Source organism: Amycolatopsis sp. Poz14 (genome assembly GCF_006704225.1).
In the GTDB taxonomy this organism is placed as follows: domain Bacteria; phylum Actinomycetota; class Actinomycetes; order Mycobacteriales; family Pseudonocardiaceae; genus Amycolatopsis; species Amycolatopsis nivea.
The window spans coordinates 6,492,006-6,517,885 of the sequence record NZ_JACLHD010000001.1; the positions used below are offsets into that span (position 1 = coordinate 6,492,006).

Annotated in this window: 23 protein-coding genes; 11 read left to right on the forward strand and 12 right to left on the reverse strand. The window is 69.8% G+C overall.

All coding sequences use genetic code 11. From position 1 onward, the window contains the following. The first annotated feature begins 26 nt into the window (after positions 1 to 26). Both FKO37_RS30390 and FKO37_RS30395 read left to right on the forward strand, forming a co-directional pair. Positions 27 to 1,283, forward strand: a complete 1,257-nt coding sequence (locus FKO37_RS30390) for an aspartate aminotransferase family protein (protein WP_238606698.1) — start codon at positions 27 to 29, stop codon at positions 1,281 to 1,283. Between the two features lie 27 nt (positions 1,284 to 1,310). Then, positions 1,311 to 2,864 (forward strand): AMP-binding protein, encoded by a 1,554-nt coding sequence (locus tag FKO37_RS30395; RefSeq protein WP_238606699.1) that lies wholly within the window; start codon positions 1,311 to 1,313, stop codon positions 2,862 to 2,864. A 184-nt stretch (positions 2,865 to 3,048) separates the two neighbouring features. Here the strand turns inward: FKO37_RS30395 and FKO37_RS30400 are convergent, their stop codons facing one another. The 4 genes from FKO37_RS30400 to FKO37_RS30415 form a co-directional block, all read right to left on the reverse strand. Continuing rightward, positions 3,049 to 3,825: an acetoin reductase gene (locus FKO37_RS30400; protein ID WP_238606700.1), complete on the reverse strand. Its 777-nt coding sequence runs from the start codon at positions 3,823 to 3,825 to the stop codon at positions 3,049 to 3,051. Between the two features lie 78 nt (positions 3,826 to 3,903). Continuing rightward, a complete protein-coding gene (locus tag FKO37_RS30405) occupies positions 3,904 to 4,788 on the reverse strand; it encodes an MIP/aquaporin family protein (RefSeq protein WP_037814443.1) in 885 nt (294 codons plus the stop codon). Between the two features lie 70 nt (positions 4,789 to 4,858). Further along, entirely contained in the window at positions 4,859 to 5,998 is a 1,140-nt protein-coding gene (locus tag FKO37_RS30410; protein WP_238606701.1) for a glycerol dehydrogenase, read from the reverse strand. Positions 5,999 to 6,153: 155 nt separating this feature from the next. Continuing rightward, complete coding sequence (locus FKO37_RS30415) at positions 6,154 to 7,605, reverse strand: helix-turn-helix domain-containing protein (protein WP_051171511.1); 1,452 nt, start codon at positions 7,603 to 7,605, stop codon at positions 6,154 to 6,156. Between the two features lie 179 nt (positions 7,606 to 7,784). Between FKO37_RS30415 and FKO37_RS30420 the strand changes: the two genes are divergently transcribed. From FKO37_RS30420 to FKO37_RS30435, 4 genes are read left to right on the forward strand one after another with little or no spacing between them, the layout of a single operon-like run. After that, positions 7,785 to 8,810, forward strand: a complete 1,026-nt coding sequence (locus tag FKO37_RS30420; protein WP_134666042.1) for an amidohydrolase family protein — start codon at positions 7,785 to 7,787, stop codon at positions 8,808 to 8,810. Continuing rightward, positions 8,810 to 9,541, forward strand: coding sequence for an iron-sulfur cluster assembly protein (locus FKO37_RS30425; protein ID WP_238606702.1), 732 nt, complete (start codon positions 8,810 to 8,812; stop codon positions 9,539 to 9,541). Before FKO37_RS30420 ends, FKO37_RS30425 begins: the two co-directional genes overlap by 1 nt. Further along, on the forward strand, positions 9,538 to 10,563 hold the full coding sequence (locus tag FKO37_RS30430) for an NAD(P)-dependent alcohol dehydrogenase (RefSeq protein WP_238606703.1): 1,026 nt from the start codon (positions 9,538 to 9,540) through the stop codon (positions 10,561 to 10,563). The genes FKO37_RS30425 and FKO37_RS30430 overlap by 4 nt, the downstream gene beginning before the upstream one ends. A 26-nt stretch (positions 10,564 to 10,589) precedes the next feature. Continuing rightward, on the forward strand, positions 10,590 to 10,916 hold the full coding sequence (locus FKO37_RS30435) for a putative quinol monooxygenase (RefSeq protein WP_134731619.1): 327 nt from the start codon (positions 10,590 to 10,592) through the stop codon (positions 10,914 to 10,916). A gap of 58 nt (positions 10,917 to 10,974) precedes the next feature. On the opposite strand, the gene FKO37_RS30440 is transcribed toward FKO37_RS30435, so the two are convergent. From FKO37_RS30440 to FKO37_RS30470, 7 genes are all read right to left on the reverse strand, one after another. After that, on the reverse strand, positions 10,975 to 11,550 hold the full coding sequence (locus FKO37_RS30440; protein WP_037814450.1) for a TetR/AcrR family transcriptional regulator: 576 nt from the start codon (positions 11,548 to 11,550) through the stop codon (positions 10,975 to 10,977). A 66-nt stretch (positions 11,551 to 11,616) separates the two neighbouring features. Beyond that, a complete protein-coding gene (locus tag FKO37_RS30445) occupies positions 11,617 to 12,171 on the reverse strand; it encodes a nuclear transport factor 2 family protein (RefSeq protein ID WP_238606704.1) in 555 nt (184 codons plus the stop codon). An 11-nt stretch (positions 12,172 to 12,182) separates the two neighbouring features. Then, positions 12,183 to 13,625: an aldehyde dehydrogenase gene (locus tag FKO37_RS30450; protein ID WP_238606705.1), complete on the reverse strand. Its 1,443-nt coding sequence runs from the start codon at positions 13,623 to 13,625 to the stop codon at positions 12,183 to 12,185. Further along, complete coding sequence (locus FKO37_RS30455) at positions 13,622 to 13,963, reverse strand: hypothetical protein (protein ID WP_043827562.1); 342 nt, start codon at positions 13,961 to 13,963, stop codon at positions 13,622 to 13,624. Before FKO37_RS30455 ends, FKO37_RS30450 begins: the two co-directional genes overlap by 4 nt. Continuing rightward, complete coding sequence (locus FKO37_RS30460) at positions 13,950 to 15,920, reverse strand: primary-amine oxidase (protein ID WP_238606706.1); 1,971 nt, start codon at positions 15,918 to 15,920, stop codon at positions 13,950 to 13,952. Before FKO37_RS30460 ends, FKO37_RS30455 begins: the two co-directional genes overlap by 14 nt. Positions 15,921 to 15,948: 28 nt before the next feature. Further along, entirely contained in the window at positions 15,949 to 17,388 is a 1,440-nt protein-coding gene (locus tag FKO37_RS30465; protein ID WP_238606707.1) for an APC family permease, read from the reverse strand. 207 nt (positions 17,389 to 17,595) lie between these two features. Continuing rightward, positions 17,596 to 18,354 (reverse strand): GntR family transcriptional regulator, encoded by a 759-nt coding sequence (locus FKO37_RS30470; RefSeq protein WP_238606708.1) that lies wholly within the window; start codon positions 18,352 to 18,354, stop codon positions 17,596 to 17,598. Positions 18,355 to 18,473: 119 nt separating this feature from the next. On the opposite strand from FKO37_RS30470, the gene iolC reads away from it, so the two are divergent. The 5 genes from iolC to FKO37_RS30495 are packed head-to-tail and all read left to right on the forward strand — an operon-like array spanning position 18,474 to position 24,466. Continuing rightward, a complete protein-coding gene (gene iolC, locus FKO37_RS30475; RefSeq protein WP_238606709.1) occupies positions 18,474 to 19,421 on the forward strand; it encodes a 5-dehydro-2-deoxygluconokinase in 948 nt (315 codons plus the stop codon). Then, positions 19,418 to 20,284 (forward strand): hypothetical protein, encoded by an 867-nt coding sequence (locus FKO37_RS30480; RefSeq protein WP_037814461.1) that lies wholly within the window; start codon positions 19,418 to 19,420, stop codon positions 20,282 to 20,284. Before iolC ends, FKO37_RS30480 begins: the two co-directional genes overlap by 4 nt. Further along, positions 20,281 to 21,087 (forward strand): 5-deoxy-glucuronate isomerase, encoded by an 807-nt coding sequence (gene iolB, locus FKO37_RS30485; RefSeq protein WP_238606710.1) that lies wholly within the window; start codon positions 20,281 to 20,283, stop codon positions 21,085 to 21,087. Before FKO37_RS30480 ends, iolB begins: the two co-directional genes overlap by 4 nt. Further along, on the forward strand, positions 21,084 to 22,949 hold the full coding sequence (gene iolD, locus FKO37_RS30490) for a 3D-(3,5/4)-trihydroxycyclohexane-1,2-dione acylhydrolase (decyclizing) (RefSeq protein WP_238606711.1): 1,866 nt from the start codon (positions 21,084 to 21,086) through the stop codon (positions 22,947 to 22,949). Before iolB ends, iolD begins: the two co-directional genes overlap by 4 nt. A gap of 23 nt (positions 22,950 to 22,972) precedes the next feature. Then, positions 22,973 to 24,466, forward strand: a complete 1,494-nt coding sequence (locus tag FKO37_RS30495; RefSeq protein ID WP_238606712.1) for a CoA-acylating methylmalonate-semialdehyde dehydrogenase — start codon at positions 22,973 to 22,975, stop codon at positions 24,464 to 24,466. 478 nt (positions 24,467 to 24,944) lie between these two features. On the opposite strand, the gene FKO37_RS30500 is transcribed toward FKO37_RS30495, so the two are convergent. Then, a complete protein-coding gene (locus tag FKO37_RS30500) occupies positions 24,945 to 25,820 on the reverse strand; it encodes a sugar phosphate isomerase/epimerase (protein ID WP_238606713.1) in 876 nt (291 codons plus the stop codon). Between the last annotated feature and the right edge of the window lie 60 nt (positions 25,821 to 25,880).

Below are 25,880 nucleotides of genomic sequence, written 5' to 3' on the forward strand. Positions count from 1 at the left end.
TCGGTCTCTTGAGGAGGGATTTCCTGATGGCACTGGAAAGTTCGCGTCTGGCTTTCGAACGGGCCCGGCGCAGCATCGGCGGCGGGGTGGCGTCGGGGTTGCGCCTCGCGATGCGGCCGCATCCGCTCTACGTCCGCGAAGCACGCGGCGCGCACGTGTGGGACCTCGACGGCGACCGCTACCTCGACTACGTCATGGCCTGGGGACCGATGCTGCTCGGCCACAGCGACCCCCGCATCATCGAAGCAGCCTGCGCGGCCGCGGCCCGGATGCAGGTCGTCGGCACCGGCCACGCACTGGAATACCTCGCCGCGGAAGCCGTCCTGGACGCGGTCCCGCACGGGCAACGACTGCTCTGGAGCAACACCGGCACCGAAGCCGTCCAGATCGCCCTGCGCCTCGCCCGGGCGGCGACGGGTCGGCGACGCGTGGTCAAATTCGCCCGCAGCTACCACGGCTGGCACGACAGCGTCTACGCCGGACTCGCCGACACCGACACCGACCGGGCTCCCGCGCTCGCGTCCAAAGGCCAGACGCCCAGTGTCCTCGACGACCTCGTCATCGCGCGGTTCAACGACATTGCCATGGCCGAACGCCTGCTCGCCGAAGCAGTGGAACGCGACATCGCGGCGGTGCTTGTCGACCCGATCATGAGCAACGGCGGCGTCGAAGCCCCGTCGGCGGAGTTCCTGCCCGCGCTGCGCGCCCTGTGCGACCGGCACGGCGTCGTCCTCGTCTTCGACGAAGTGATCGCCGGATTCCGCATCGCCCGCGGCGGTGCCGCCGAGAAATACGGCGTGCACCCGGACCTGTCCGTGTTCGGCAAAGCCATCGCCGGAGGATTCACCCAGAGCGCCGTCGTCGGCCGCGCCGACCTCATCGACCAGGTCACCGACGGGGTCGTGCACGCCGGGACCTTCAACGCCAACCCCGTCGCGTTGGCCGCCGTCGAGGCGACCATGCGCGTGCTCGCCGACCCTGAGGTCTACCTCGCGCTGGAACGCGTCTCCGAGGAGTTCGAGAACACCGTCGGCGCCGTGCTCGCCTCCGCACCGGGCCGGGGCAGCCTCAACCGGGTCGGCTCGCTCCTGCAATACGTCCCCGACGGCGGCGCCACCGGCCTGCACGGAACCGGCGGCCCCTGGAGCCACATCCTCGACGGCATGCTCCACCACGGCTTCCTCTTCATGCCCTCCGGAAAAGTCTTCCTCTCCACCGCCCACACCCCCGCCGACATCGACGCCACCGCCGACGCACTCGACAAAGTGCTCCGCCAGCTGTAGCCGCCCCATCTTCAGAAAGGACCGCGGATGCCACCGCCGTTGTCGTTCGAACCCCTGACCCCGACTTCGTTCCTCGATCGTGCAGCCGCGGCGCACGGCGACCGGACGGCGGTGATCGACGGGGACCGGCGCTGGACGTACACCGAATTCCGCGAGCGGTGCACCCGCCTCGCCGGCGCGCTGGCGGAGATGAGCGAGGCCCGACCCGTCGCGGTGCTGGCGCCCAACACGCATGTGCTGCTGGAAGCGCACTTCGGCGTGGTGTGGGCGGGAGTGCCACTCGTCGCGGTCAACACCCGGCTCTCCGCGCGGGAAATCGCCTACATCCTCCAGCATTCGGGGGCTTCGGTGCTGATCCACGATCCGACGTTCGACGCCCTCGCCGACGACGCCCTCGCGCGGCTCGACTCCCCTCCCCGACGGATCCGCGCTGGGGAGGATTACGAGGCACTCCTGGCCGCGGCCGAACCGGTGCGGCATACGCCGTCCGACGAGCTGGCGCTGCTGTCGATCAACTACACCTCGGGAACGACCGGCCGGCCCAAAGGCGTGATGTACCACCATCGCGGGGCCTACCTGCAGTCCATGGCGATGGTCGGCCACACCGGGCTGACGCCGTCGGCCGTGCACCTGTGGACCTTGCCCATGTTCCACTGCAACGGATGGTGCTTCCCGTGGGCGGTGACCGCAGCCGCCGCGACGCACGTGTGCCTGCCGAAAGTCGACCCCACGCAGGTGTGGCGGCTGATCCGGGAGGAGGGCGTGACGCACCTCAACGGCGCTCCCACCGTACTGTCGATGATCGCGTACGCCGAAGAGGCAGCGGCCCTCCCTGCGGGACGAACCGTTCGGATCGCGACCGGCGGCGCGCCTCCGTCACCGGCCATCCTGCGGCGGATGGAGTCCCTGGGCTTCGACCTCACGCACCTGTACGGGCTGACCGAAACCTACGGCCCCGCCATGATCTGCGACCGGCGCCCGGAATGGGACTCCCTCGAGGAGCGGACCCGGGTGCGGCTGATGGCGCGCCAGGGCGTCGGGAACATGATCTCGTGCGTCCCCCGGGTGATCGACGAGGACGGGAACGACGTCCCGGCCGACGGCGAGACCGCGGGGCAGATCGTGTTGCGCGGCAACAACGTCATGCTCGGCTACCTGGACGACCCGGCCGCGACCGCAGCGGCGGCGCCCGACGGCTGGTTCCGGGCCGGGGACATCGGCGTGGTGCACCCCGACGGCTACGTGGAACTGCGCGACCGTGCGAAGGACATCATCATCTCCGGCGGGGAGAACATCGCGTCGATCGAGGTGGAGCAGGCGATCATGGACCACCCCGCCGTCCGCGAGGCGGCCGTGATCGCGGTACCCGACTCTCGCTGGGGCGAGGTGCCCGCGGCTTATGTCACGCTCCTCGACGGGCTCGCCGCGACCGAGCAGGAGATCATCGACCACGTCCGGCAACGGCTGGCCCGTTTCAAAGCCCCGAAGTCCGTGACGTTCGGGGAGCTGCCCAAGACGTCGACGGGGAAGATCCAGAAGTTCGTGCTGCGCGAACGGCGTGCTGCGAGCCAGGCTGGCTGAGTGGGCGTTCGCGAGCAGTCGGATCAGGCGGGGACACGTTGCTGAACCGGCTGATGGAGGTCAGTGGGGATTCCTTTTTGGACACTCATGCGGGGTGCGGTCGACGAGCATGCTGGCGGCGTTGGCCACAAGCACTCCCAAGCTCCGGGCGCCGTGGGCCGGTGCCCGGAGCTTAGGGCGCGGTTCAGGCGAACTGGATCCCGCCGTCGATCATCACGGACTGGCCGGTCATGTAGTCCGAATCGGGGGACGCCAGGTACGACACGTAGCTGGCCACGTCCTCCGGGACCGAGACTCGGCCCAGGTGGATGAGGTCGGAGTACTTCGCGATGGCCTGGCCCTTGCGCAGGCCCTCGGATTCGGCCAGTTTCTCGTCGATGAGGTCCCACATCGCGGTGCCGACGATGCCCGGGCAGTAGGCGTTGACGGTGATGCCGTGCTTGGCCCATTCCATCGCCGCGGCCTGGGTCAGCCCGCGGACGGCCCACTTCGACGCGGAATAGTGGCCCAGCAACGCGAACGGCCGGTGCGCGACGATCGAGGCGGCGCCGATGATCTTGCCTCCCCCGCCCTGTTCGATCATCTGTTTCGCGGCGGCCTGGTAGCACAGGAACATGCCGCGGGCGTTGACCGCCATCATCCGGTCCCAGTCCTCCGGCGTCAGTTCCAGCAGCGGCAGGACCTGCGCGATGCCCGCGTTCGCGACCATCACGTCCAGGGAACCCAGCGCCTGCACGGTTTCCCCGACCATCGCGGTCACCGCGGCCGGGTCGGACACGTCCGCGGTGACCGTCGCGGAGCGGCGGCCGGCGGCGCGGATTTCCTTGGCTACCGCTTCCAGTTCGCCCGCGTTGGCCGGGATGTCGTTGACCGCGACGTCGTGTCCGTCCGCCGCGAGGCGCAGTGCGATTCCCCTGCCGATGCCCCGGGCGGCTCCGGTGACGAGAATGTTCTTGCTCATGCGACAACTCCTTTGTCTTCGCTGGGATCCGGCAGAAATGCCGGCGGCGTTTCGGGGCCGTTCAACGCGTCGGTTGTCTCACTTTGAGACGCTTTTCCCGAGTGGGAGCGAATCGCGCGCGTGCAGGACATCGCCGATGAAGAAGTCGTACAGCAGCACCCCGACGGCGCCGCCGATCAGCGGTCCGACGATCGGAATCCACAGATAGCCGCCGGGACCGGGCAGTGCGGCGTCGCCCCATCCGGCGAGGAACGCGAAGAGCCGCGGGCCGAGATCGCGGGCCGGGTTGATCGCGTAACCCGCGTTCGCGCCGTAGGAGAGGCCGATCGCGGCGACGGTGAAGCCGATCAGCAAGGGAGCCATTTTCGGCGTCGACGCCGCGATCCGGCCGTCGATGATCGCGAGCACCACCGCGAGGAGCACGGCGGTGCCGACCACTTGGTCCAGCAGCGGTCCGAGCCAATCGGTGAAATAACGCGCGGGCGCGGTCGCGAAAATGGTGAACGTCGTGTTCTTCCCGTCCGCTCCGGCCGCCGCCTCGAACGCGCGAATGGCCGGGTGGTACACCGCGAAAACCAGTGCAGCGCCGGCGAACGCGCCGAAAAGCTGTGCTCCGCAATAACCGGGAACCCGCCGCCACGGAAACCGCCGCCGCAACGCCATCGCGAACGTCACCGCGGGGTTGAGATGCGCGCCGCTGACGCCGCCCGCAAGCAGGACGGCGAACGCGACCGCGAACGCCCAGCCCCACACGATCAGCATCCAGTCGCCGGTGCCCTGGAAGATCACGGTGGGGCCGGCGGTACGGCCCGAGCCGGGCAGTCCGGCCACCGCCATGGCGACACAGCCGTCGCCGAGCGCGATGAGCACGAACGTGCCGAAGAATTCGGCGAGCAGGTCGCCGTAGCCGCCGCGGAGCCGTGCGAGGGCTCCCTGCCTGCGCAAAGGTGGTGTGTCGGTCACAGACGGGCAGGCTTGACTACCCGTGCGGCGGCGAGGGTTTCCGCTCGCCGCCCGGGCGGGCGCGGTTTCGTCAGGCGTGCGCCAGATACGGCACTGGGTCAGGGAGTTTCGCCTCGCGGCGGACCCTGGTCGCGAAGCGTTCGATCGAGGCCAGCGCGCTCGCGACGTCGCGGCTGTGCACCGCGAACGGCATGGCGTGGATGGTCTCGCCCTCGGCGGTCGCGGCGTCGGCGACCGCGCGCAGGCTGTCGTGGTCGTCGCTGCGCAGGCCGACTTCGGTCAGGGTCGTAGGCAGTCCGACCCGGGTCGTGAACTCGACGAAGTCGCGGACCTCGCCGGACGGCGCGCCTTCCAGCACGAGTTGCGCGATCGATCCGATGTTGACCTTCTGGCCGTGCGCGAGCCCGTGGGTGGCCGCGACCGCCGTCAGTCCATTGTGGACGGCGTGCGCCGCGGCGAGTCCGCCGGATTCGAAGCCGAGGCCGGACAGCAGCGTGTTCGCTTCGATTACTTTTTCCACCGCCGGCGTGACCTGGGAATCGCGCACCGCGTCGACGGCCTGAAGTGCGTTGTCCCACAGCACTTCCCAGCTGAGCTTGGCCAGCGCGGTGCCGGTGACCGTGGGCAGCCCGCCCGCCATCGTCGTCGAGTTCGACTGGGCGGTGGCGCGCGCTTCGAGCCACGTCGCCAGTGCGTCGCCGACCCCGGCGGCGAGCAGTTCGACCGGCGCGTTCGCCACCACCTGCGAGTCGACGAGCACCAGGTCGGGGTTGCGCGGAAAGAACCGGTACTCCTCGAATTCGCCGTTTTCGGTGTAGATCACCGAAAGCGCGCTGCAGGGGGCGTCGGTCGAGGCCACCGTCGGGCAGTTCGCCCAGCGGATCCCGGCGAGGTGGCCCGCGGCCTTCACCGTGTCGATCGCGCTCCCGCCGCCCACCGCGACCGCCACATCGGCGTCGGCTTGCTGCAGCACACCAGCGATCCGATCGACCTCCGCCGCGCTCGGGAGGCCGCGGAACGTCTCCCGCCGCACCGGCAGGCCCGCGCTCTTCAACGACGTCTCGACGTCGTGGCCGACCATCCCCCACACCAGATCGTCGGCGACGACCACCGGCCTCGCCCCGATCGGCGCGAGATATTCGCCGAGCCGCCGGATCGCGCCGGCTCCTTGGACGTACCTGCTCGGGCTGATGACGGTGCGCAGCGACATTGCTGATGCTCCTTCGGGATGTGCCGAATCCGTGTCCTTCGACCGGCCGGTGGCCCGATCGTAGGAAGGCGGCAAGCGGAGCGGCGGGACCTGCCGTCTCACTTTGAGACACCCGGCCGGTCCCACTGAACGTCGCTACGGCGCGGCTGTCGGCGTCACGAGCGAAACTGGCGCTGGTCGATCCCGTACTGGGCCATTTTGCGGTAGAGCGTGGCCCGGGCCATGCCGAGTTCCTCAGCCGCCGCCACCACTGTCGCCCCCTGCTGCGCGAGGCATCGGACGATCTCGTCGCGTTCGAGTGCCTGCAGGCGGTTGAGCCGGTGCCCGGCGTTCGTGAAGATTTCCGCGGGCAGGTGCCGGCTGTCGATCGTCTCGGAGCGAGCGGCGGCGGCCTGGACCACCCGCCGGAGTTGTTTGACGTTCTCCGGCCAGTCGTAGGCGCACAGTGCGCGCGCCGCCGAGGGCGTGAACGCGACGGCCCGCCCCCGCGACTGGTGGGCGAAGTGGTGCGCCAAGGGCAGCACATCGTCCGGCCGGAAACGCAGCGAGGGCGCCTCGACCACGGTGTCCACCAGCGGCAGGAGCGCGGCCGGGACCTCAGCCGAGGCGGCGGTGAGCACGAACGACGCTGCACTGCCACGCTCGCGCAGCGCCGCGAACCGGGCAGCCAGTTCGCTCGCCGCCCACGCCGGCAATGCGTCGACGCCGGCCACGATCACGCAGGTGTCGTCCTTCCCCAACTCGGGCTCCCACACCGTGAGCCACGTCTGCACGTCCTCCGGGGCGGGCGCGCGGGCGTTTAGCAGCCGTTCGCGCGAGTGCAGCTCCCGGCGCGCGAGTGCCGCCAGCGCGGTCTTGCCCGCCCCCGGCTCGCCCGTCACGAGGACCGTTCGTCCCCAGCGCATGGCAGCCGAGGCTTCGGAGACCGCGTGCTGCCAGGTCGCCGACAACCGCGGCGGATCAAGCCGGTCGGCATACATCCGGTACACCTCGCCGCGCGGCGCCGGACGCGACTGCCGCCCGGACGCGCGCGCCAGCATCAGCGCGCTGGTGTGCCCCGCCGCGGTCTGCGCGAGCGCGAGCAGCAGCTCCGAGGACTGCTCCGACCAGGTCGTGAGGTTCACGCTGCCCGCCAGCGCACCGCTGATCGGCTCCAGCACCGGGACCGCGGCGCACGTGTAGCCGCGCAGGCTGGTGCAGTAGTGCTCCCCCGCGCGCACCAAGGACGGCACGCGGTCGGCGAGCGCTAGCCCCAGTCCGTTCGTGCCGGCATTGCTCTCCGCGAAATAGAACCCAGGCGCCAGGTGGACCCGGTCGAGCGACCGCGTGATCCCCATGTCCCCGCACATCCGGCTGAGGACCAGGCCCTCGGCGTCGGTGAGCATGAGGCTGATCGGCTCGTTCGCGAGCGTCGCGTGCAACCCCTCGAGCACTTCGTTGCCGCAGTCGTACAGCAACGATTCAGTGTCCACCGCACCGCTGAACACCGGGGTGACCTCGTCGCCGGGCACCCCGTAGCGCTCGCTGCGCTGCCACGAGGCGCGCAACCGCGGCGCGGTCGAACCTCGCGGCGCGAGCGGCCCCGATTCGCGCGGGCTGTGCGCCATATCGGCCTCCCGGGAGACGCGCCACTGCGTCGGACGGGATCGAGGCTACCCGCGCGCGGGCGCTCCGCAGTGCGGCCGCTGTCTCAAACTGAGACAGCGCGGCCCTGCCTGACCTGCGCCGGGATCCCTACCGTCCGAGTCCGGACGTGCCGATGAGGTCACGACGGGAGAGGAAACCGATGTACACCAAGGACGGGGAGAGCTACTACATCCTGGACGCGCACGTCGCGCTCTGGGACGCCCGGCCGGGCAACCAGCGCAACATCCACGGCAAGCAGTTCATCGACTGCTTCTACGACTACCACCGCAACCTCAGCCCGGAGTCCGAGGTCTGGCCCTACGAGGACTACCTCTACCAGGGCGGCGACCGGCTGATGAAGGACCTGTTCGCCGACGGCTACGTCGACCACGCGATCTTCCAGCCTGCCCTGCTGCCCGCGTTCTACACGAACGGCTTCGGGCAGACCGAGGAAGCGTTCGCGCTGGCCCAGCGGCATCCGGACAAGCTCACCTACAACCACTGCTGGGACCCCCGGTTCGGCGAGGACGGGCTCAAGCAGCTGCGCGAGGACGCGAAACGGTTCGGGCTCAAGGGCGCCAAGCTCTACACCGCCGAATGGTTCGGCGATTCGCGCGGCTGGAAGCTCGACGACAAGTGGAGCTACCGCTACCTGGAGGCGGCCCAGGAGCTGGGCGTCAAGAACATCCACATCCACAAGGGCCCGACGATCCGGCCGCTGGACCGCGACGCGTTCGACGTCGCCGACGTGGACAAGGTCGCCACCGACTTCACCGAGCTGAACTTCGTCATCGAGCACTGCGGGCTCCCCCGGCTGGAGGACTTCTGCTGGATCGCCACGCAAGAGCCGAACGTGCACGCCGGGCTCGCCGTCGCGATGCCGTTCATCCACACCCGGCCGCGGTATTTCGCGCAGATCATCGGGGAGCTGCTGTACTGGCTGGACGAGAACCGGATCCAGTTCTCCAGCGACTACGCGATCTGGACGCCGAAGTGGCTGGTGGAGAAGTTCGTCGACTTCCAGATCCCGGCGGACATGACCGAGTACCCGCCGCTCACCACCGAGGTCAAGAAGAAGATCCTCGGGCTCAACGCGGCGGCGATGTACGACATCGAGGTCCCGGCCGAACTGCGCGTCGCCGACGATCCGGCCGAGGCGACCCCCGACGCGGTGGCGGTCGGCTGATGCCCGCACTGGAAGAGCGCGCCCGCGACGCGCTGTCCGCCGTCTTCGACCCCGAACTGGACGAACCGATCACCGATCTCGGCTTCGTCCGTTCGCTCGAAGCCCGCGACGGAACGCTGACCGTGCACCTGCGGCTGCCGACTTCGTTCTGTTCGCCCAATTTCGCGTACCTGATGGCATCGGACGCGAAGGACGTGCTGACCGCGCTGCCCGAGGCGGGCCGGGTCGAGGTGCTGCTGGACGACCACCACGATTCGGACCTGATCAACCGCGGCCTCGCCGCCGATGCCGGCTATCGCGGCACGTTCGGCGACGAGGCGGAACAAGACCTCGAGCAGCTGCGGGCGACGTTCCGGCGCAAGGCGCACACTGCGGCCATGGAACGGGCGCTGACCGCGCTGCTGCGCGCGGACCGAGCCCTGAGCGAAGAAGCGCTGCACGACGTGACGCTCGGCGACCTGCCCGACGACCGGGTCACCGCCGCGCTCCTGCGCCGCCGGGAAGCGCTCGGTCTCGCGGTCACGCCGGACCAGCCGGTGCTCGTCGACGACCGCGGCCGGCCGTATCCGAAGGAGGAAGTGCCGCTGCGGCTGCGGTTCGCGCGGTCGGTCCGGATTTCGATCGACGGCAACGCGCACTTCTGCCGCGGCCTGCTCCGCACCCGTTATCCCGAATCCGCGGCCGACCAGGCGCCGCGGCCCGGCTCGCCCGAGGAGGCCCGAGCATCGTGAAAGCAGTCCAGGTCGTCGGTTACGACCAGCAACTTCGGCTCGCCGACGTACCCGTCCCCGAGGTCGCCGGCCCGTACGACGTCGTCGTGCGGATCGGCGGCGCCGGCGTGTGCCGCACCGACATCCACATCCTCGAAGGGCAGTGGGCGGAGAAGTCCGGCATCGCGCTCCCCTACACGATCGGCCACGAAAACGCGGGCTGGGTGCACGCGGTGGGCAGCGCGGTCACCAACGTCGCCGAGGGCGACAAGGTGATCGTGCACCCGCTGATCACCTGCGGCCTGTGCCGCGCCTGCCGCGCCGGCGACGACGTGCACTGCGCGGCCAGCCAATTCCCCGGCATCGACACCGCGGGCGGTTACGCCGAGTACCTCAAGACCTCCGCGCGCAGTGTGGTGAAGCTCGACGATTCGCTGGAACCGGCCGATGTCGCCGCGCTCGCCGACGCCGGGCTCACCGCGTATCACGCGGCGGCCAAGGCAGCGCGGCGGCTGCGCCCGGGCGACCGGTGCGTGGTGATCGGCGCCGGCGGGCTCGGGCACATCGGCATCCAGGTGCTCAAGGCGCTCACCGCCGCCGAGCTGATCGTGGTCGACCGCAACGAGGACGCGGTGAAGCTGGCCGAATCGATCGGCGCGGACCACGGCGTGGTCGCCGACGGCGGGCACGTCGCCGCGGTGCGGGAGCTGACCGGCGGCGAGGGCGCGGAGACCGTGCTCGACTTCGTCGGAGAGGGCGGAGCGACCCGCGACGGCGTCGCGATGCTGCGCCGCGCGGGCGACTACCACGTGGTGGGCTACGGCGAAAACATCGACGTGCCCACGATCGACATCATCTCCGCCGAGATCAACTTCATCGGCAACCTGGTCGGCTCCTACACCGATCTGTGCGAGCTGATGGTGCTGGCCGCGCAGGACCGCGTGCGCCTGCACACCGCGACCTACCCGCTCGAGTCCTTTCAGGACGCGCTCGACGACCTGGCCGCCGGCCGCGTCCGCGGACGCGCGATCCTGGTTCCCTGAAACGGAAAACCGCTCCGAGGAGACCGATGATCTTCATCACCGCCAAGTTCCGGGTGAAGCCGGAGCACGCGGACGCGTGGCCCGAGATCTCCCGCGCGTTCACCGAAGCGACGCGAGCCGAGCCTGGCTGCCTCTGGTACGAGTGGTCGCGCAGCCTCGCCGACGCCAGCGAATACGTGCTGGTGGAAGCATTCCGCGACGACGACGCGGGCGCCGCCCACGTCGGTTCGGCCCACTTCAAGACCGCGCAGCGCGAGCTTCCGCCTTATTTGGCCGAAACGCCGCGCATCGTGCACGCGAAGGTGGACCAGGAAGGCTGGTCCGAACTCGGCGAACTGGCCGTGCGCGACTGACCGGTACCGGGAACAGTCCGGCCGGGGCTGGTTTGACGCATGGTCAAGCCAGCCCCGGCTACTCCACGCTGCGCTCAGCCACAGCCCCCGCATACGCACGCAGCAACGCCCGCAGCTTCGCCGCCGCTCGTTCGCCGCGCGACGTGTCCCCGAACGCCGTCAAATGGAACACCAGCCCGTCGAGGGCCAGGAACACCAGTTCGGCCAGGTCGGGGTCGTCGAGGCCGTGTGCGGCGAGTTCGCGGCGCACCGCGTCGCGGTACAAGTCGTTGGCGCGTTCCATGACCGGGCGCAGTTCGGGGCGGCGCCGGGCTTCCATGGTCAGTTCGTACTGGAAGGCCTGTGCCCCCGGATCGGCGGTCACGAGCGAGACCAGACCCGAGGCGAACTCGTCGAAGCCCTCGCCCTGCGACGACAGCTCCGCACCCTGGACGCTGCGCTCGACGCAGTGCGCGAGCGCCTCTTCCACCAGCGTCCGCCAGTCGCCGAAGTGGTAGCGGACCGAACCGTGGGTGACGCCGGCTTCGGCGGCGACCGAGCGGTAGGTCAGCCCGCGCAGGCCCTGCGCCGCTACGACCCGTACCGCGGCGTCCAGCAGCGCTTGCCGTCCCGTACCGTATGCCAGCCCTGCCATCGCGTCCTTCCCGTCCGGTTGCCTCGGCTCAGCGTAATCCGCGGCGAACCGGACAGGAGGGGCCGGTCACGGCTTCAGCAGCACCGACGTCGACGGGTAGTCGCTCGCGAACCGGTCCGGCAGCGGGGCGACGAACACGTTTTCGGTGCGGGTCCGGGTGATCCGCCAGCCGTCCGGCTCCTTGCGGAAGGCGTTGTTGAGCCGGCTGGAGCGCAGCAACGACTTGCCGTCCGAGAACAGCCACGGCTGCATGTGGATCCACTGTCCGTCGGCGGTGTCGCCGTGCACGTGGATCTGCTCCGAAGTCAGGTAGTGCGCGTTCAGCAGCAGCGCCGGATCCTGTTTCTCGCCCCAGAACCGCTGGAAGTGCTCGCGGATCGCCGGTTTGCCCTCGGCGCGGCCGAACTGGCCGTCGTAGTACTCGCCGACGCCTTCCCACACCGCGTCCTCGGTGTAAAGCTCAAGGATCAGCTCGATCCTCTTCGCGTCGTCAGCCACGCCGTACTCGGGATTCGGCGTGTCGCAGAGGAACATGTAGCGCGCCTGCAGCCGCCGGATGTCCGCCTCGGCTTCGAGCACCTCGACCCTGCGGACCAAAGCCGCCACGGTCTCGTCGGTCATCGATTCCCCTTTCACAGTACGATGGTCACGGTTTTCGCCTCGGTGTTGGCGAGAATGCCCTCGTAGCCCAGTTCGCGGCCGACCCCGCTCGCCTTCAGCCCGCCCCACGGGAGCTGAGGGGCCAGCGGCGACCAGCCGTTCACCCCGACCGCGCCCGCTTCGAGCGCGGCCGAAACGGTGTGCGCGCGCCCGACGTCGCGGGTCCACACCGTGGCCGCGAGCCCGTAGTCGCTGTCGTTGGCTATCGCGACCGCTTCGGCCTCGTCGTCGAACGGGATCACCGTGCCGACCGGGCCGAAGATCTCCTCGCGTGCGATCGCCAGGTCGTTCGTGCCGGAGAAGACCGTGGGCGCGACGAAAAAGCCCGGCCCGTCCGGGGAATTTCCCCCGGCGACGAGTGCCGCGCCCTCGCCTCGTCCTTTGTGGACATAGCCGAGCACCCGCTCGCGCTGGGCGCCGTTGATCAGCGGGCCCATCGTGGTCGCCGGGTCGAACGGGTCGCCGAGCACCTGCGCCGCCGCGGCGTCCCGCAGTCCGTCCAGCACCGCGTCCAGCACGGGCCGCTGCACGAGGATGCGCGTCCCGGCGGCGCAGACCTGGCCCTGGTTGGTGAAGATCCCCGCCGCGAGGCCGGCCACCGCGGCGTTCAGGTCCGCGTCGGCGAACACCAGCTGCGGGGATTTGCCGCCCAGCTCCAAGGTCGTCCGCTTGAACGTGTCCGCGGAGTTGCGCAGGATGCGCCGCCCGACGCCGGTGGAACCGGTGAAACTGACCTTGTGCACGCCCGGATGCCGCGCGAGCGCCTCGCCGGTGACCGAGCCCCGACCGGTCAGCACCTGGATCACGCCGGGCGGGAAACCGGCCCGTTCGGACAGCTCCGCGAGCTGCAGGATGGACAGCGACGCGTCCTCCGCCGGCTTCACGATCACCGTGTTGCCCGCGGCGAGCGCGGGAGCCAGCTTCCAGCCGAGGATCATGAGCGGCGAGTTCCACGGCACGATCGCGGCGATCACGCCGACCGGTTCGCGGCGGGTGTAGGAGTGGGTCGGCGCGCCGAAATAGCCGTCGGTGGGAACGAACTCGCCGGTGATCTTGTCCGCCCAGCCCGCGTAGTACCGCAACGACGCCACGAGATTCGGCACGAACATGCCCTGCGCGATCCCGGCGGGCGCGCCCATGTCGAGCGACTCCAGCCGCGCGAGTCCCTCGGCCTCCTGCTCGACCAAGTCCGCCAGCCGGGAGAGCAGCAGGCCTTTCCGGGACGGCGGGGTCGCCGCCCACTCCCCCTTCAACGCCCGCGTCGCCGCCCGCACCGCGCGGTCCACGTCGGCCTCGTCGGCGGCGGCGATTTCCGCGAGGGGTTCCTCCGTCGCCGGGTTGAGCGTGGTGAATCCCGGCGCACCGCCCTTCGTCCAGACGCCGTCCAGGAACAGCGCGGTCACGGTGTCAGTCATGCGGTTCTCCTTTGCGAGTGGCGCGCGAGGTACCACGCGCCAGCGGCGATGCCGCCTTCGGTGACGGTGAGGACGGCGAGCGCCGCCGATCCGGAGTGGTGCCCGGTCCCCACCGCGAGATGGATCGCGACCATGGCCGCGGCGTTGCCCGCGACCAGCCGCAGCGCGGACCGGCCGCCGCGCCACAGATGCGCCGCGCACGGCAGGCACAGCACGGCCATGCCCGCGAAAACCGCCGTCAGAGCGGGCGTGTGCGCGGCGACGGCGACGTGGGCGAGCGCACCGGCCATCGCGAACACGGCGAGCCAGCGGCACAGCGCCAGCTCACGGCCCGGCATGACCGGCCGTGCCGCAGCAGCCGGATTTCCCGCGGAGGTCAGGCACGTCGAGGGTCGGGTTGCGGTCGAAGAAACCGTCCGGCTTGAGCTTGAACCCGGCGTAGTCGACCGGCATGATCGGCCAGTCCTCGGTGCGCACGAAATGCGTCAGGCCGAAGGTGTGCCACAGCACCACGTCCTCCCCGTCGATCGGCCGGTCCCGCGCGGTGTAGGCGGGCAGCCCGTCGTCGCCGGGGTTCTGGTTCACCGTGTAACCCGAGGGCCACAGCTGGTCCCGGTCGTACCGCGAGACCCAGAGATGCTCGCGGGCGAATGCCGCCCGGCGGGCGATCGAAGAGTTTTCGTCGGCCAGCAGCGCCGGCTGGCCTTCCGGGTGCAGCACGTACGAGGTCGGCTTGCCCAGCCGGTTGGTGCGCTCCGCGCTGGAGATCGCCCACACCCGGTTGAGGTGGTTCGCCGCCTTCCGGCGGGCTTCGCGTTCGGTGCGCAGCCGGGTGCGCTTGCGGCCGATCGCGTTGCCCCACGGGTTGTTCTCGCCCATCGCCACCGGTGCGACGTCCAGTTCGTCCACGCAGTTGCGCACCCCGTCGACGGTCAGGTCGAGGCGCACCGAGAACAGGTGCTGGTGCACCGGGGCGCCGAGGCCGGGCGCGAGCTCACTGAAGTGCGGGTCCGAGCCGTCGTACCCGGACGGGAACGGGATGCCGGTGGCCTTGGCTTCGAACTCGATCGTGCCGTCGAGGTAGAAGTACCAGTAGAACCCGTAGTCGTAGTTGCCGACGGTGCCGAAGAACGACACCACGAGCCGGCGCTGCCGCCGCGTCTGCGAGGTGCCGGTGAAGATGTCGTTGTGCTTCCACAGCACGCCGAAGTCCTCTTCGTGGATGCAGATCGCGTTGCGGATGAGCTGCGGGCGCAGGTGGTCGTCGGCCACGACGGCGTCGGCGTAGGTGATTTCGCCGAGACAGTCGCAGCCCAGCTCCAGCGAGTTCGCGAGCCGCCCGAACTGGTACTCGCCGAGGTCGAAGTAGTTCTGCCAGCCGTGCGCGGGCCCGGGATCGCCGTAGTTGACCACCATCTCCGCGACCGAAGCCCGGTAGACGACCGGCCGCCGCACGCCGCCGTCGGCATAGGACACCTGGTGCAGGGTCAGCCCCTCGCGGCCGTTGAACCCGAGCCGCAGCTGCCAGTTCTGCCACGACAGGACGCCGTCGTCGTACTGGAACGAGACGCCTTCGGGCTGGGTGATGGAGATCGGCTTGAGATCGGTGCGCTGGGGGCCGCGGACGGCGTCGTGCAAGTAATCGCCGGACTCCTCGGGCACGTGGTCGACGTGCGTCTCCACGACCCGCAGCACCCGCCGGTTGCTCACGTCGACGTGCGCGATCACCCCGCCGACCGGATGCGCCCACGGCGGTTCGCCGGGGTGCGGCTGATGGAAGGAGAGCACGCGGTACACACGGGTGCCGACCTCGTCGGGATAGCCGAACACCCCGGCCGACAGCGGCACCGTCCGGACCTTGCCGACATCGTCGACGCCGCGCTTGGCGACCGCGGCGAGCCACTGCTCGTCGCTCTTGACGATCTCGTCGACCAGGTCGTAATCCTCGTCCAGGCACGGGCCGAAGCCCACCTCGGCCGGGTCGAGCACCGTCCGCGAGACGACTTCTCCCGCGGTCAGGTCCACCACCACGGTGCTGAGGCCGAGCGGTTCCAGTTCGGTCACCAGCACCGCCACCTCGCGCGGCAGCGGGGTCCTCCCGTCCCAGGCGAGGACGTCCTGCTTGTCCGGTTCGCGAAGCAGGACGTAGGAGAACCGGGTCGTCGCGGACACGAGACCGGCTTCCTCGAGAATCCTTCGCGCGGCTTCGAGTTCGGCCGCGGAGAGCACAGCCAGCGGATGCGGGGCGGCGTTCCCGCCGTCGACCGGCGACACGGGCAAAGTTTGGGTGGACATAAGCCTTTCCTTGGTCAGAGGGAAAAAGTCAGGCGGGTTCGGTGGCCGGGGCGGGGGTGCCGCGCGGCACGGTCCGGGGCGAGCGCAGAAGCCCGGCGGCGAACACGACGGGCACGATGGCCAGCAGCAGCCACACGGTCGTCGCGCTGCCTCCGGTGAGTACTCCGAAGTTGCGCACCACCTGGCTGAGGATTCCGAGCATCAGCACGGCGGAGAGGGCCGGCGCGAGCAGTGTGGTCCAGAGATTGCGTTCGGCGCGGGTGCGCCGGAAGTAGCCGATGACCGCCGCCGAGGTGAGCGTGTACAGCACCACGAGCGTCGCGACGGCCAGCCCGGACAGCCAGCTGAACAGCTGGCCGACCGGGTCCATCCCGGCCGCCGCGAACGGCAGCACCACCACCGCGGCCAGCAGCGACTGCGCCAGCGAGGCCGCGGCCGGGGCCTGGTGCCGGTTGGTGCGCTCCAGGATCGGCGGGAACAGGCTGTGCCCCGCCATGGTGTGGAAATAGCGCGTGATCATGTTGTGGAAGGACAGGATCCCGGCGAACAGCGACGTCGAGAGCAGCACGTCGGCCGCGGTCCCCGCCCACTCCCCCAGCACGCTGTTGAGCGGCGTCACCGCGAAGGAAGCGGGGTCGGTCTGCAGCGCCGTCCGCGCCGCCTCCTGCGCCTGCCCCGCGCCGTAGAAGCAGACCAGCGTCCAGGTCAGGAACGCGAGGAACACCGCGATCAGGACGACCGCGATGTAGGTCGCGCGGGGCACGGTGCGCCGCGGGTCCTTCGCCTCGCCCGAGTAGATCGCCGTCGATTCGAATCCGAACATCGACGCGATCGCGAACATGATCGCGACTCCGGGCGCGCCGGCCAGCACCGCTTTCGGGCCGAAGCTCGCGGGAACGTCCAAAGCGGACCATCCCTTGGTGACGACCACGCCGACGGCGAACCCGGCCAACAGCAGCAATTCGAACGCCACGAGCACGGCGAGCACGCGGGCGCCGAGTTCGATCTTGCGCGAGCCGAGGAACCACACGACAGCGATCGCGCCCGCGACACAGGCCCACCACGGCACGGAAATGCCCGCGTGCCGGGACAGCAGCCCGGACAGGCTGGCCCCGAACAGGCCGTACATCGCGATCTGGATCGCGTTGTAGGACAACAGGGCCAGCGCGGATCCGCCGGAGCCCGCGCGACGGCCGAGCCCCGCCTTGATCACGGCGAAAAAGCCGCCGCGGGTGTCCACGTGCCGCGTGATCGTGGTGAACCCGACCGCGAACAGCACGATCACGACGCCGACGACGAGATAGGCGCCGGGCGCGCCCGCCCCGTCCCCGAGCGCCACGGCGAGCGCGGCCGCGCCCACGATGCTCGTCAGCGGCGCTTGCGCCGACAGGACGAAGAACAGGATTCCGGGAACGCCGAAAGCGTTCCGCTTGAGATCGGTCTGGTGCTGGACTTGCGCGTTCGACATTGAGCGCCTCCGCCGGGAACGGCTCGGCGGCGCCTGCGCCGGCGCCGCTGGTGTTGCCGACAACCTTCAGCGCCAGACCCAGAACTTGTCAAGTGGATAGTTTCGCGGATTCATGCACGTTGGCGATGAATCCCGCTGTCTCGCCAGGGGTATTGCGAAGACCGCTTTCGCCCCCGGCCGCGGAACTGTCCGAAATGGACAGTCGCGTCAGGAATTCGCCAAGGAGAGGTTGAACGAGTACCGCGAAGCCCGGTACACATGCCATCCGTACTCGACGACCCGGCCCGTCTCGTCGTAGGTCGTGCGCTGCATGGTCAGCAACGCGGCCCCCGGCTTCTCGTCGAGGAGTTCGGCGTCCTCGGCGGTCGCGAGGCGGGCGCCGATGTTCTGCTGCGCGGAGTGCAGGCGCAGCCCGGTCCCGCGCAGCAGCTGATACAGGCCCTTCTCCCGCAGGTCCTCGTCCGACGGGTCGATCAGGCCGTCCGGGAGGTAGTTGTTCATCACCGCGAGCGGTTCGCCGCCCGTCGAGCGGATCCGCTTCAACCGGCGCACGCGCGTCAGCCCCGGGGCTTCCAGCAGCCCGGCGGCCTCCGCGTCGGCGTCCTCCACGCGGTTGCACAGCACCGTCGTCTCCGGAGTTCCGCCCAGCCCGGCGAGGTCGTCGTACAGGCTGCTCAGCCGCAGCGGACGGGTGACCTTCGTGCGCACCACCTGGGTGCCGACCCCGCGCTTGCGCACCAGCAATCCCTGGTTGACCAGCGACTGGATGGCCTGGCGGACCGTGGGCCGGGACAGCCGCAGCCCGGCCGCGAGGTCCAGTTCATTCGCCAGCCGCGCGCCCGCCGGCAGGCGGCCGTCCTCGATCGCGGCGTGCAGCTGGCGCGCGACCTGGAAGTACAGCGGTTCGGGGCTGGCCGGATCCACCGCGATCTCGCGCGCGGGGTCCCAAGCCGGACTGGCGTTCATCCTCGGGAGCCTACCGACTCAGGTGCCGATGACCTAATGTCCATATGTCTTGACAAAGTCCCTCGAGGTCCTGCACTGTCAGAGGGCGGAGCCACCGCGGCAGGCAGGAGGACGCGACGATGACCACGGGGTTCGACCTCGTCACCATGGGCCGGATCGGGGTGGACGTCTACCCCGAGCAGATCGGCGTCGGGCTGGAAGACGTCACCTCGTTCGGCAAGTATCTCGGCGGCAGCGCGACCAACGTCGCGGTCGCCGCCGCCCGGTACGGCCGGGCCTCGGCGGTGATCACCAAGACCGGCGACGATCCGTTCGGCCGGTTCCTGCACCGCGCGCTCGCCGGATACGGCGTGGACGACCGGTTCGTCGGAACCTCGCCGCAACTGCCGACGCCGGTGACGTTCTGCGAGATCTTCCCGCCGGACGATTTCCCGCTCTACTTCTACCGTTTCCCGAAAGCGCCCGATCTCGACATTTCCGCCGATGAACTCGACTTCGACGCGATCCGCGCGGCGAAGGTGTTCTGGGTGACGGTGACCGGGCTGTCGCAGGAACCGAGCCGTTCGGCGACGCTGGCGGCGCTGGAGGCCCGTGGTCGCAGGGGGATCACGGTGCTGGACCTCGACTACCGGCCGATGTTCTGGGACTCGCGCGAGCAGGCCCGGGAATGGGTCGGCAAGGCGCTCGAACACGTCACGGTCGCGGTCGGCAACCTCGACGAATGCGACACCGCGGTCGCCGTCCGCGAACCTCGGGAGGCGGCGAAAGCGTTGCGGGACAAGGGGGTCTCGCTCGCCGTGGTGAAGCAGGGCCCGAAGGGCGTGCTCGCGGTGGACGACACCGGCGAGGTCGAGGTGCCGCCGGTGCCGGTGGAGGTCGTCAACGGTCTCGGCGCGGGCGACGCGTTCGGCGGCGCGCTGGTGCACGGCCTGCTGTCCGGTTGGGACACCGCGCGGGTGATGCGGTTCGCGAACGCGGCCGGCTCGCATGTGGCGGGCCAACTGTCCTGTTCGGACGCCATGCCCACCGAAGACCAGGTACTGCGCAAGCTCGGAGGAAAAGAATGAATACGGTCGAGCGGATCGTCGCCAAACGCGTGCGCGATCCCGAAGCGATCGCCGAGGCCGCTGCCGTGCGCGTGCGGGCCAAGTCGCCGTTCAACGACAAGGGCCGCACGATGATCATCGCCGCGGACCACCCCGCGCGGGGCGCGAACGCGGTCGGCTCCGATCCGCTGGCGATGGCCGATCGCGGCGAACTGCTGGAGCGGCTGTGCCTCGCGCTGGAACGCCCCGGCGTCACCGGCGTGCTCGCGACCCCGGACATCGTCGACGACCTTCTCCTGCTCGGCGCGCTGGACGGCAAGACGGTGATCGGGTCGATGAACCGCACCGGGCTGGCCGGGTCGAGCTTCGAGATCGACGACCGGTTCGCCTGCTACGACGCGGAAACCATCGCGCGCATGCGGTTCGACGGCGGCAAGACGCTCACCCGGATCTGCCTCTCCGACCCGGCGACGCCGAACGTCCTGGAGAACACCGCGAAGGCGATCGACGCGCTGGCCGACCGGAAGCTCGTCGCGATGGTCGAACCGTTCCTGTCCGAATGGGTCGACGGCCGGATCAAGAACGACCTCTCCCCCGACGCCGTGATCCGCTCGATCACCATCGCGTCCGGGCTCGGCCGCTCGTCGGCCTACACCTGGCTGAAGCTGCCGGTGGTGGCCGAGATGGAGCGGGTGCTGGCGGCCTCGACGCTGCCCGCGGTGCTGCTCGGCGGCGAGGTCAAGGATCCGGACGCGGCGTTCGCGTCCTGGCAGCAGGCGCTCGCGCTGCCGACGGTGCAGGGTCTGGTGGTCGGGCGGTCGCTGCTCTATCCGCACGACGGCGACGTGGCGAAGGCGGTCGATACGGCGGTGGGGTTGCTGTGAACCGGTTCAGTCTCGAAATCACCCCCGAATCGGCCGGATGGGGCTACTCCGGCCTGCGCGTGCTGGAACTCGACGGCGCCGAGACCGTCTCCACCGGCGACGCGGAAACGCTCGTGCTCCCGCTGTCCGGCAGCTGCTCGGTGTCGGTCGACGGCGAGACGTTCGAGCTGGCCGGGCGCACCGGCGTGTTCGACGCGGTCACCGATTTCGCTTACCTGCCCAGGGATGCCGAGGCGACGATCACCGGCCAAGGCAGGTTCGCGCTGCCCTCGGCGAAGACCTCGAAGCGGCTGCCCGCCCGGTACGGCCCCGCCGACGGCGTGCCGACGGAACTGCGCGGCGCGGGGAACTGCAGCCGCCAGGTCAACAACTACTGCCTGCCGCACACCTTCGACGCCGACCAGCTGCTCGTCTGCGAAGTGCTCACGCCGGGCGGGAACTGGTCGTCCTACCCGCCGCACAAGCACGACGAGGCACGCGAGGGCGAAAGCGAACTCGAGGAGATCTACTACTTCGAGGTCGCCGGCGGCGGCATGGGCTACCAGCGCGTCTACGGCACTCCCGACCGCCCGATCGACGTCCTGGAAGAGGTCCGCACCGGCGACGTCGTGCTGATCCCGCACGGCTGGCACGGCCCGTCGATGGCCGCGCCCGGCTACGACCTGTACTACCTCAACGTGATGGCCGGACCCGGACCCGAACGGGCGTGGCTGATCTGCGACGACCCCGCGCACGCGTGGGTCCGCCAAACCTGGGAATCCCAAGACGTCGACCCGCGGCTGCCGTTCGGAGGCGCACGATGAGGCTCACCACCGCGCAAGCCCTGGTGCGGTTCCTGGCCAACCAGTACTCCGAGCGCGACGGCGTCGAACACCGGCTGATCCCGGGCTGCTTCGGGATCTTCGGGCACGGCAACGTCGCCGGGATCGGCCAAGCGCTGCTGCAGGCGGCTCGCACCGGCTCCGACGACCTGCCGTACTACCTCGCGCGCAACGAACAGGGCCAGGTCCACGCCGCGACCGCGTTCGCGAAAATGCGCAACCGGCTCCAGGCCTTCGCCTGCACCGCGTCCACCGGCCCCGGCTCGACGAACATGATCACCGGAGCCGCCCTCGCCACCACGAACCGGATCCCCGTCCTGCTGCTGCCCAGCGATATGTTCGCCACCCGCGGCCCCGACCCGGTGCTGCAACAGCTGGAGGACACCCGCGGCGGCGACGTCACGGTCAACGACGCGTTCCGCCCGGTGTCGAAGTACTTCGACCGGATCACCCGGCCCGAACAGCTGATCTCCGCCGCCCTCGCCGCCATGCGGGTGCTGACCGACCCGGTCGAGACCGGCGCGGTCACGCTCGCGCTGCCGCAGGACGTCCAAGCCGAAGCCTACGACTGGCCCGAGGAGTTCTTCCGCCGCCGCGTCTGGCACATCGACCGCCCGGTGCCCGAACCGGATGCACTCGGCCGCGCGGTGGACCTGCTGCGCGCCGCGAAGGCCCCGCTGATCGTCGCTGGCGGCGGCGTCGTGTACTCCGAGGCTTGGGAAGAACTCCGCGCGTTCGCCGCCTCCACGGGGATTCCCGTCGCCGACACGCACGCGGGCAAGGGCGCGGTCCCGTGGGACCATCCGAGCGCGGTCGGCGGCATCGGCTCCACCGGCACGTCCGCCGCCAACGCGCTCGCCGCGGAAGCCGACGTCGTGCTGGGCATCGGCACCCGCTACAGCGATTTCACCACCGCGTCCCACACCGTGTTCGGCAATCCGGGCGTGAAGTTCGTGAACCTCAACGTCGCGCGCCTCGACGCCGCGAAGCATTCCGCGGAAATGGTGCTGGCGGACGCGAAACGCGGCATCGCCGCCCTGCACGAAGCCCTCGCCGGATGGCAGGTCGACGACGCGTACCGGACGCGGGCGCGGCTGCTGGCCGACGAGTGGAACCGCACCGCGGACGCCTGCTTCGCCGTCGGGCATCAGCCGCTTCCCGCGCAGACCGAGATCCTCGGCGCGCTCAACAGCGAACTGGACGACCGCGACGTGGTCATCAACGCCGCCGGCTCGATGCCGGGCGACCTGCAGATGCTCTGGCGCGCCCGCGATCCGAAGGCCTACCACGTCGAATACGCCTACTCGTGCATGGGCTACGAGGTCGCCGCGGGCGTCGGCGCGAAAATGGCCGCGCCCGACCGGGAAGTGGTCGTGCTCGTCGGCGACGGCTCGTACCTGATGATGGCGCAGGAAATCGTCACGATGGTCGCCGAAGGGCTCAAGGTGATCATCGTGCTCGTGCAGAACCACGGGTTCGCCTCGATCGGATCGTTGTCGGAATCCCTTGGCTCGCAACGATTCGGCACTTCCTACCGGTACCGTGCCGACAACGGCCTGCTCGAGGGCGGCGTACTGCCCGTCGATCTCGCCGCCAACGCCGCCAGTCTCGGCGCGACGGTGCTCCGCGCGTCCACTGTGGACGAGTTCCGGGCCGCGGTGAAACAGGCCAAGGCGAACTCCACGACCACCGTCGTGCACGTCGAAACCGACCTGCTCGGCCCCAACCCGCCCGGATCGGCGTGGTGGGACGTGCCGGTCAGCGAGGTGTCCGACCTGGACTCGACCCGAGCGGCGCGCGAAACCTACGCCGACGTCAAACGCAAACAGCGCCCGTACCTCTGACCGACCTCTCGACGAGGAGCGAAGTGAACACCATCGAACACTGGATCAACGGCGTCTCCACCCCCGCCGGTTCCACCCGCACCGCGCCGGTCTACGACCCCGCTACCGGCAAACAGCAGTCCGCCGTCCTGCTCGCCGAATCGGCCGACGTGGACACCGCCGTCGCCGCCGCCGCGAAGGCCGCCGAGTCCTGGAGCGAATCCTCGCTCACCCAGCGCACCCGGATCCTCTTCGCCTTCCGCGAACTGCTGGTCAAGCACGAGGACGAGCTCGCCCGCGTCATCTCCAGCGAACACGGCAAGGTCGTCGACGACGCGCGCGGCGAGATCGTGCGCGGCCGCGAGGTCGTCGAATACGCCTGCGGCATCGCCGACGCGCTCAAGGGCAGCTTCTCCGACCAGGTCTCCCGCGGCGTCGACGTGCACGACTTCCGCCAGCCGCTCGGCGTTGTCGCGGGCATCACCCCGTTCAACTTCCCGATCATGGTGCCGCTCTGGATGCACCCGGTCGCCATCGCCGCCGGCAACACCTTCGTGCTCAAGCCCAGCGAACGCGACCCGTCCGCGTCCAACCTGGTCGCGCGGCTCTACGCCGAAGCCGGCCTGCCCGACGGCGTGTTCAACGTCGTGCACGGCGACAAGGTCGCGGTGGACGCCCTGCTGGACCACCCGGGCGTGTCCGCGGTGTCGTTCGTCGGCTCCACGCCGATCGCCAAGTACGTGCACGAGCGCGGCACCGCGACCGGCAAACGCGTCCAAGCCCTCGGCGGCGCGAAGAACCACGCCGTCGTGCTGCCCGACGCCGACCTCGAGTACGCCGCCAACCACCTCACCGCCGCCGCGTTCGGCTCCGCCGGGCAACGGTGCATGGCGATCTCCGTCGCGGTCGCGGTCGGCGACGCCGGCGACCGGCTGATCGGCGTGCTGGAACGCAAGGCCCGCGAGGTCAAGGTCGGCCCCGGCTCCGACGCCACGAACGACATGGGCCCGGTCGTCACCGCCGCCGCGCGCGACCGCGTGGTCACCGCCGTCGCCCGCGGCGCCGAAGAAGGCGCGACCGTGGTGGTCGACGGACGCGGCCACTCGGTCGACGGGCACGAGGAAGGCTTCTTCGTCGGACCGTCCCTTTTGGACCACGTGACCACCGAAATGCAGGCCTACCGCGAGGAAATCTTCGGCCCGGTGCTGGCGGTCGTCCGAGTGTCCACAGTGGACGAAGCGATTGCGCTGATCAACGCCAACCCGTACGGCAACGGCACCGCCATCTTCACCGGGAGCGGCGAAGCGGCCCGCCGCTTCCAGCGCGGCGTGCATGTCGGCATGATCGGCGTCAACGTGCCCATTCCGGTCCCGATGTCGTACTACTCGTTCGGCGGCTGGAAGGACTCCCTCATCGGCGACAGCCCGATCCACGGCCCGGCCGGAGTGCGGTTCTACACGCGCGCCAAGGTGGTCACCACGCGGTGGCCGGAGACCGAGGCGCACGGGGCGGCGTTCAACTTCCCGACTGCTAACTGAACCACGACGAAGGGGCGCACCCGGCCGGGCGTGCCCCCTTCACTGAGGTTTTCTCGTCAATGCCAGGGACTTAAGCTGGGCGGCTTCGGCCTGCGGACTGTCCGCACAGGACACCAAACCCGCCGAAATGCCCGACTGATATCCGTCTGACCGTATCCGTGAGTCCGTGAGGGGCCCCTTGAGGGAATCAGATTCCCTCAAGGGGTCCCTCACAGACCGCACACCGCGCTTCCGCCCGACCGGCCCGCCTGCCGACAGCCAGCCCAGCCTTCCCGACCCGGGCAGACGCGCTCCCCACGCACCCGCAGGGCCGCCTTAAGTCCCTGGCACTGGAGGTTTTCGCGTACGTGAGGGGAACCCTGAGGGAATCTGATTCCCTCAGGGTTCCCCTCACGTACGCCGGCACCAGCCCAACCGCGCCCCTCGGCCAGAAGCAGCTTCACCCCCACCGCACTACTGAGAAAACCGCACTGTAGCCCTAAAGCTTCCCGCCCCCAAAATGCTTCTCCACCAACCCGGCAGCCTTCTCCCGCTGCCGCACCGAAATCTCCTCCGCCCGTTCCTCCCAGCCGAACACACACGACGACACCACCCCGTCAAACCCGACGTCGGCGAGCGCGGCGAAAACCTCGTCGAAATCGACCTCGCCCCGCCCGATCTCGGCATGCTGATGGACCCGGACCGTCGAACCCGGCGGATTCACGATGTACCGCAGCCCGCTCGACGCAGTGTGGTCGAGGGTGTCAGCGAGGTGCACGTAAGTGACCTTGTCCCCAGCGTCAGCAATGATCCCCGCCGCATCGTTGCCCTGATGGAACGTGTGCGGCGTGCAGTAGAGGAACGAGATCCACTCCCGATTGAGCCCCCGCACGAGCCGCACAGCGGCATGGCCGTCTTCGATGAAGTCGTCCGGATGCGGTTCCAGCACCAGCTTCACGCCCTCGCGCTCGAACACCGGGATCAGCTCGTCCATCGAGCGCAGGAACTGGCTTTCGGCGAACTCGGCGGCCTCCGGACGGCCGTTGAACTCCGAGTTCATCGTGTCCACCCCCAGGTCGACCGCGATCTGGATCGCCCGCTTCCACGCGCGCACCGCGGCTTGGCGTTCCTCCTCCCCCGGGCCGGACCAGCGCAGCACAGGCAGCACCGACGCGATGCCCACCCCGGCGTCGGCGGCGCGCTTGCGCAGTTTCGCCACCGTGGCGTCGTCGGCGCGCGGGTGGCCGAAGAATGGGATGAAGTCGGCCTTCGGGGACAGTTCGAGCCACGAGTAGCCCAGGCGCGCCACCACGTCCGGCAGGTCGAGCACGGAATGGGTGGCGTAGAACATCTGCGGGTCGAGAGCGAGTTTCACGGTTTCCTCCGGAGGACAGGCGGGGCGGCCGGGAGAATGCCCCGGCCGCCCCGCTCGTGG

Coding starts and splice junctions, on each gene's coding strand:
- FKO37_RS30390 (WP_238606698.1), top strand. CDS start 27: ATGGCACTGGAAAGTTCGCGTCTGGCTTTCGAACGGGCCCGGCGCAGC.
- FKO37_RS30395 (WP_238606699.1), top strand. CDS start 1,311: ATGCCACCGCCGTTGTCGTTCGAACCCCTGACCCCGACTTCGTTCCTC.
- FKO37_RS30400 (WP_238606700.1), bottom strand. CDS start 3,825: ATGAGCAAGAACATTCTCGTCACCGGAGCCGCCCGGGGCATCGGCAGG.
- FKO37_RS30410 (WP_238606701.1), bottom strand. CDS start 5,998: ATGTCGCTGCGCACCGTCATCAGCCCGAGCAGGTACGTCCAAGGAGCC.
- FKO37_RS30415 (WP_051171511.1), bottom strand. CDS start 7,605: ATGGCGCACAGCCCGCGCGAATCGGGGCCGCTCGCGCCGCGAGGTTCG.
- FKO37_RS30420 (WP_134666042.1), top strand. CDS start 7,785: ATGTACACCAAGGACGGGGAGAGCTACTACATCCTGGACGCGCACGTC.
- FKO37_RS30425 (WP_238606702.1), top strand. CDS start 8,810: ATGCCCGCACTGGAAGAGCGCGCCCGCGACGCGCTGTCCGCCGTCTTC.
- FKO37_RS30435 (WP_134731619.1), top strand. CDS start 10,590: ATGATCTTCATCACCGCCAAGTTCCGGGTGAAGCCGGAGCACGCGGAC.
- FKO37_RS30440 (WP_037814450.1), bottom strand. CDS start 11,550: ATGGCAGGGCTGGCATACGGTACGGGACGGCAAGCGCTGCTGGACGCC.
- FKO37_RS30445 (WP_238606704.1), bottom strand. CDS start 12,171: ATGACCGACGAGACCGTGGCGGCTTTGGTCCGCAGGGTCGAGGTGCTC.
- FKO37_RS30450 (WP_238606705.1), bottom strand. CDS start 13,625: ATGACTGACACCGTGACCGCGCTGTTCCTGGACGGCGTCTGGACGAAG.
- FKO37_RS30455 (WP_043827562.1), bottom strand. CDS start 13,963: ATGCCGGGCCGTGAGCTGGCGCTGTGCCGCTGGCTCGCCGTGTTCGCG.
- FKO37_RS30460 (WP_238606706.1), bottom strand. CDS start 15,920: ATGTCCACCCAAACTTTGCCCGTGTCGCCGGTCGACGGCGGGAACGCC.
- FKO37_RS30465 (WP_238606707.1), bottom strand. CDS start 17,388: ATGTCGAACGCGCAAGTCCAGCACCAGACCGATCTCAAGCGGAACGCT.
- FKO37_RS30470 (WP_238606708.1), bottom strand. CDS start 18,354: ATGAACGCCAGTCCGGCTTGGGACCCCGCGCGCGAGATCGCGGTGGAT.
- iolC (WP_238606709.1), top strand. CDS start 18,474: ATGACCACGGGGTTCGACCTCGTCACCATGGGCCGGATCGGGGTGGAC.
- FKO37_RS30480 (WP_037814461.1), top strand. CDS start 19,418: ATGAATACGGTCGAGCGGATCGTCGCCAAACGCGTGCGCGATCCCGAA.
- iolD (WP_238606711.1), top strand. CDS start 21,084: ATGAGGCTCACCACCGCGCAAGCCCTGGTGCGGTTCCTGGCCAACCAG.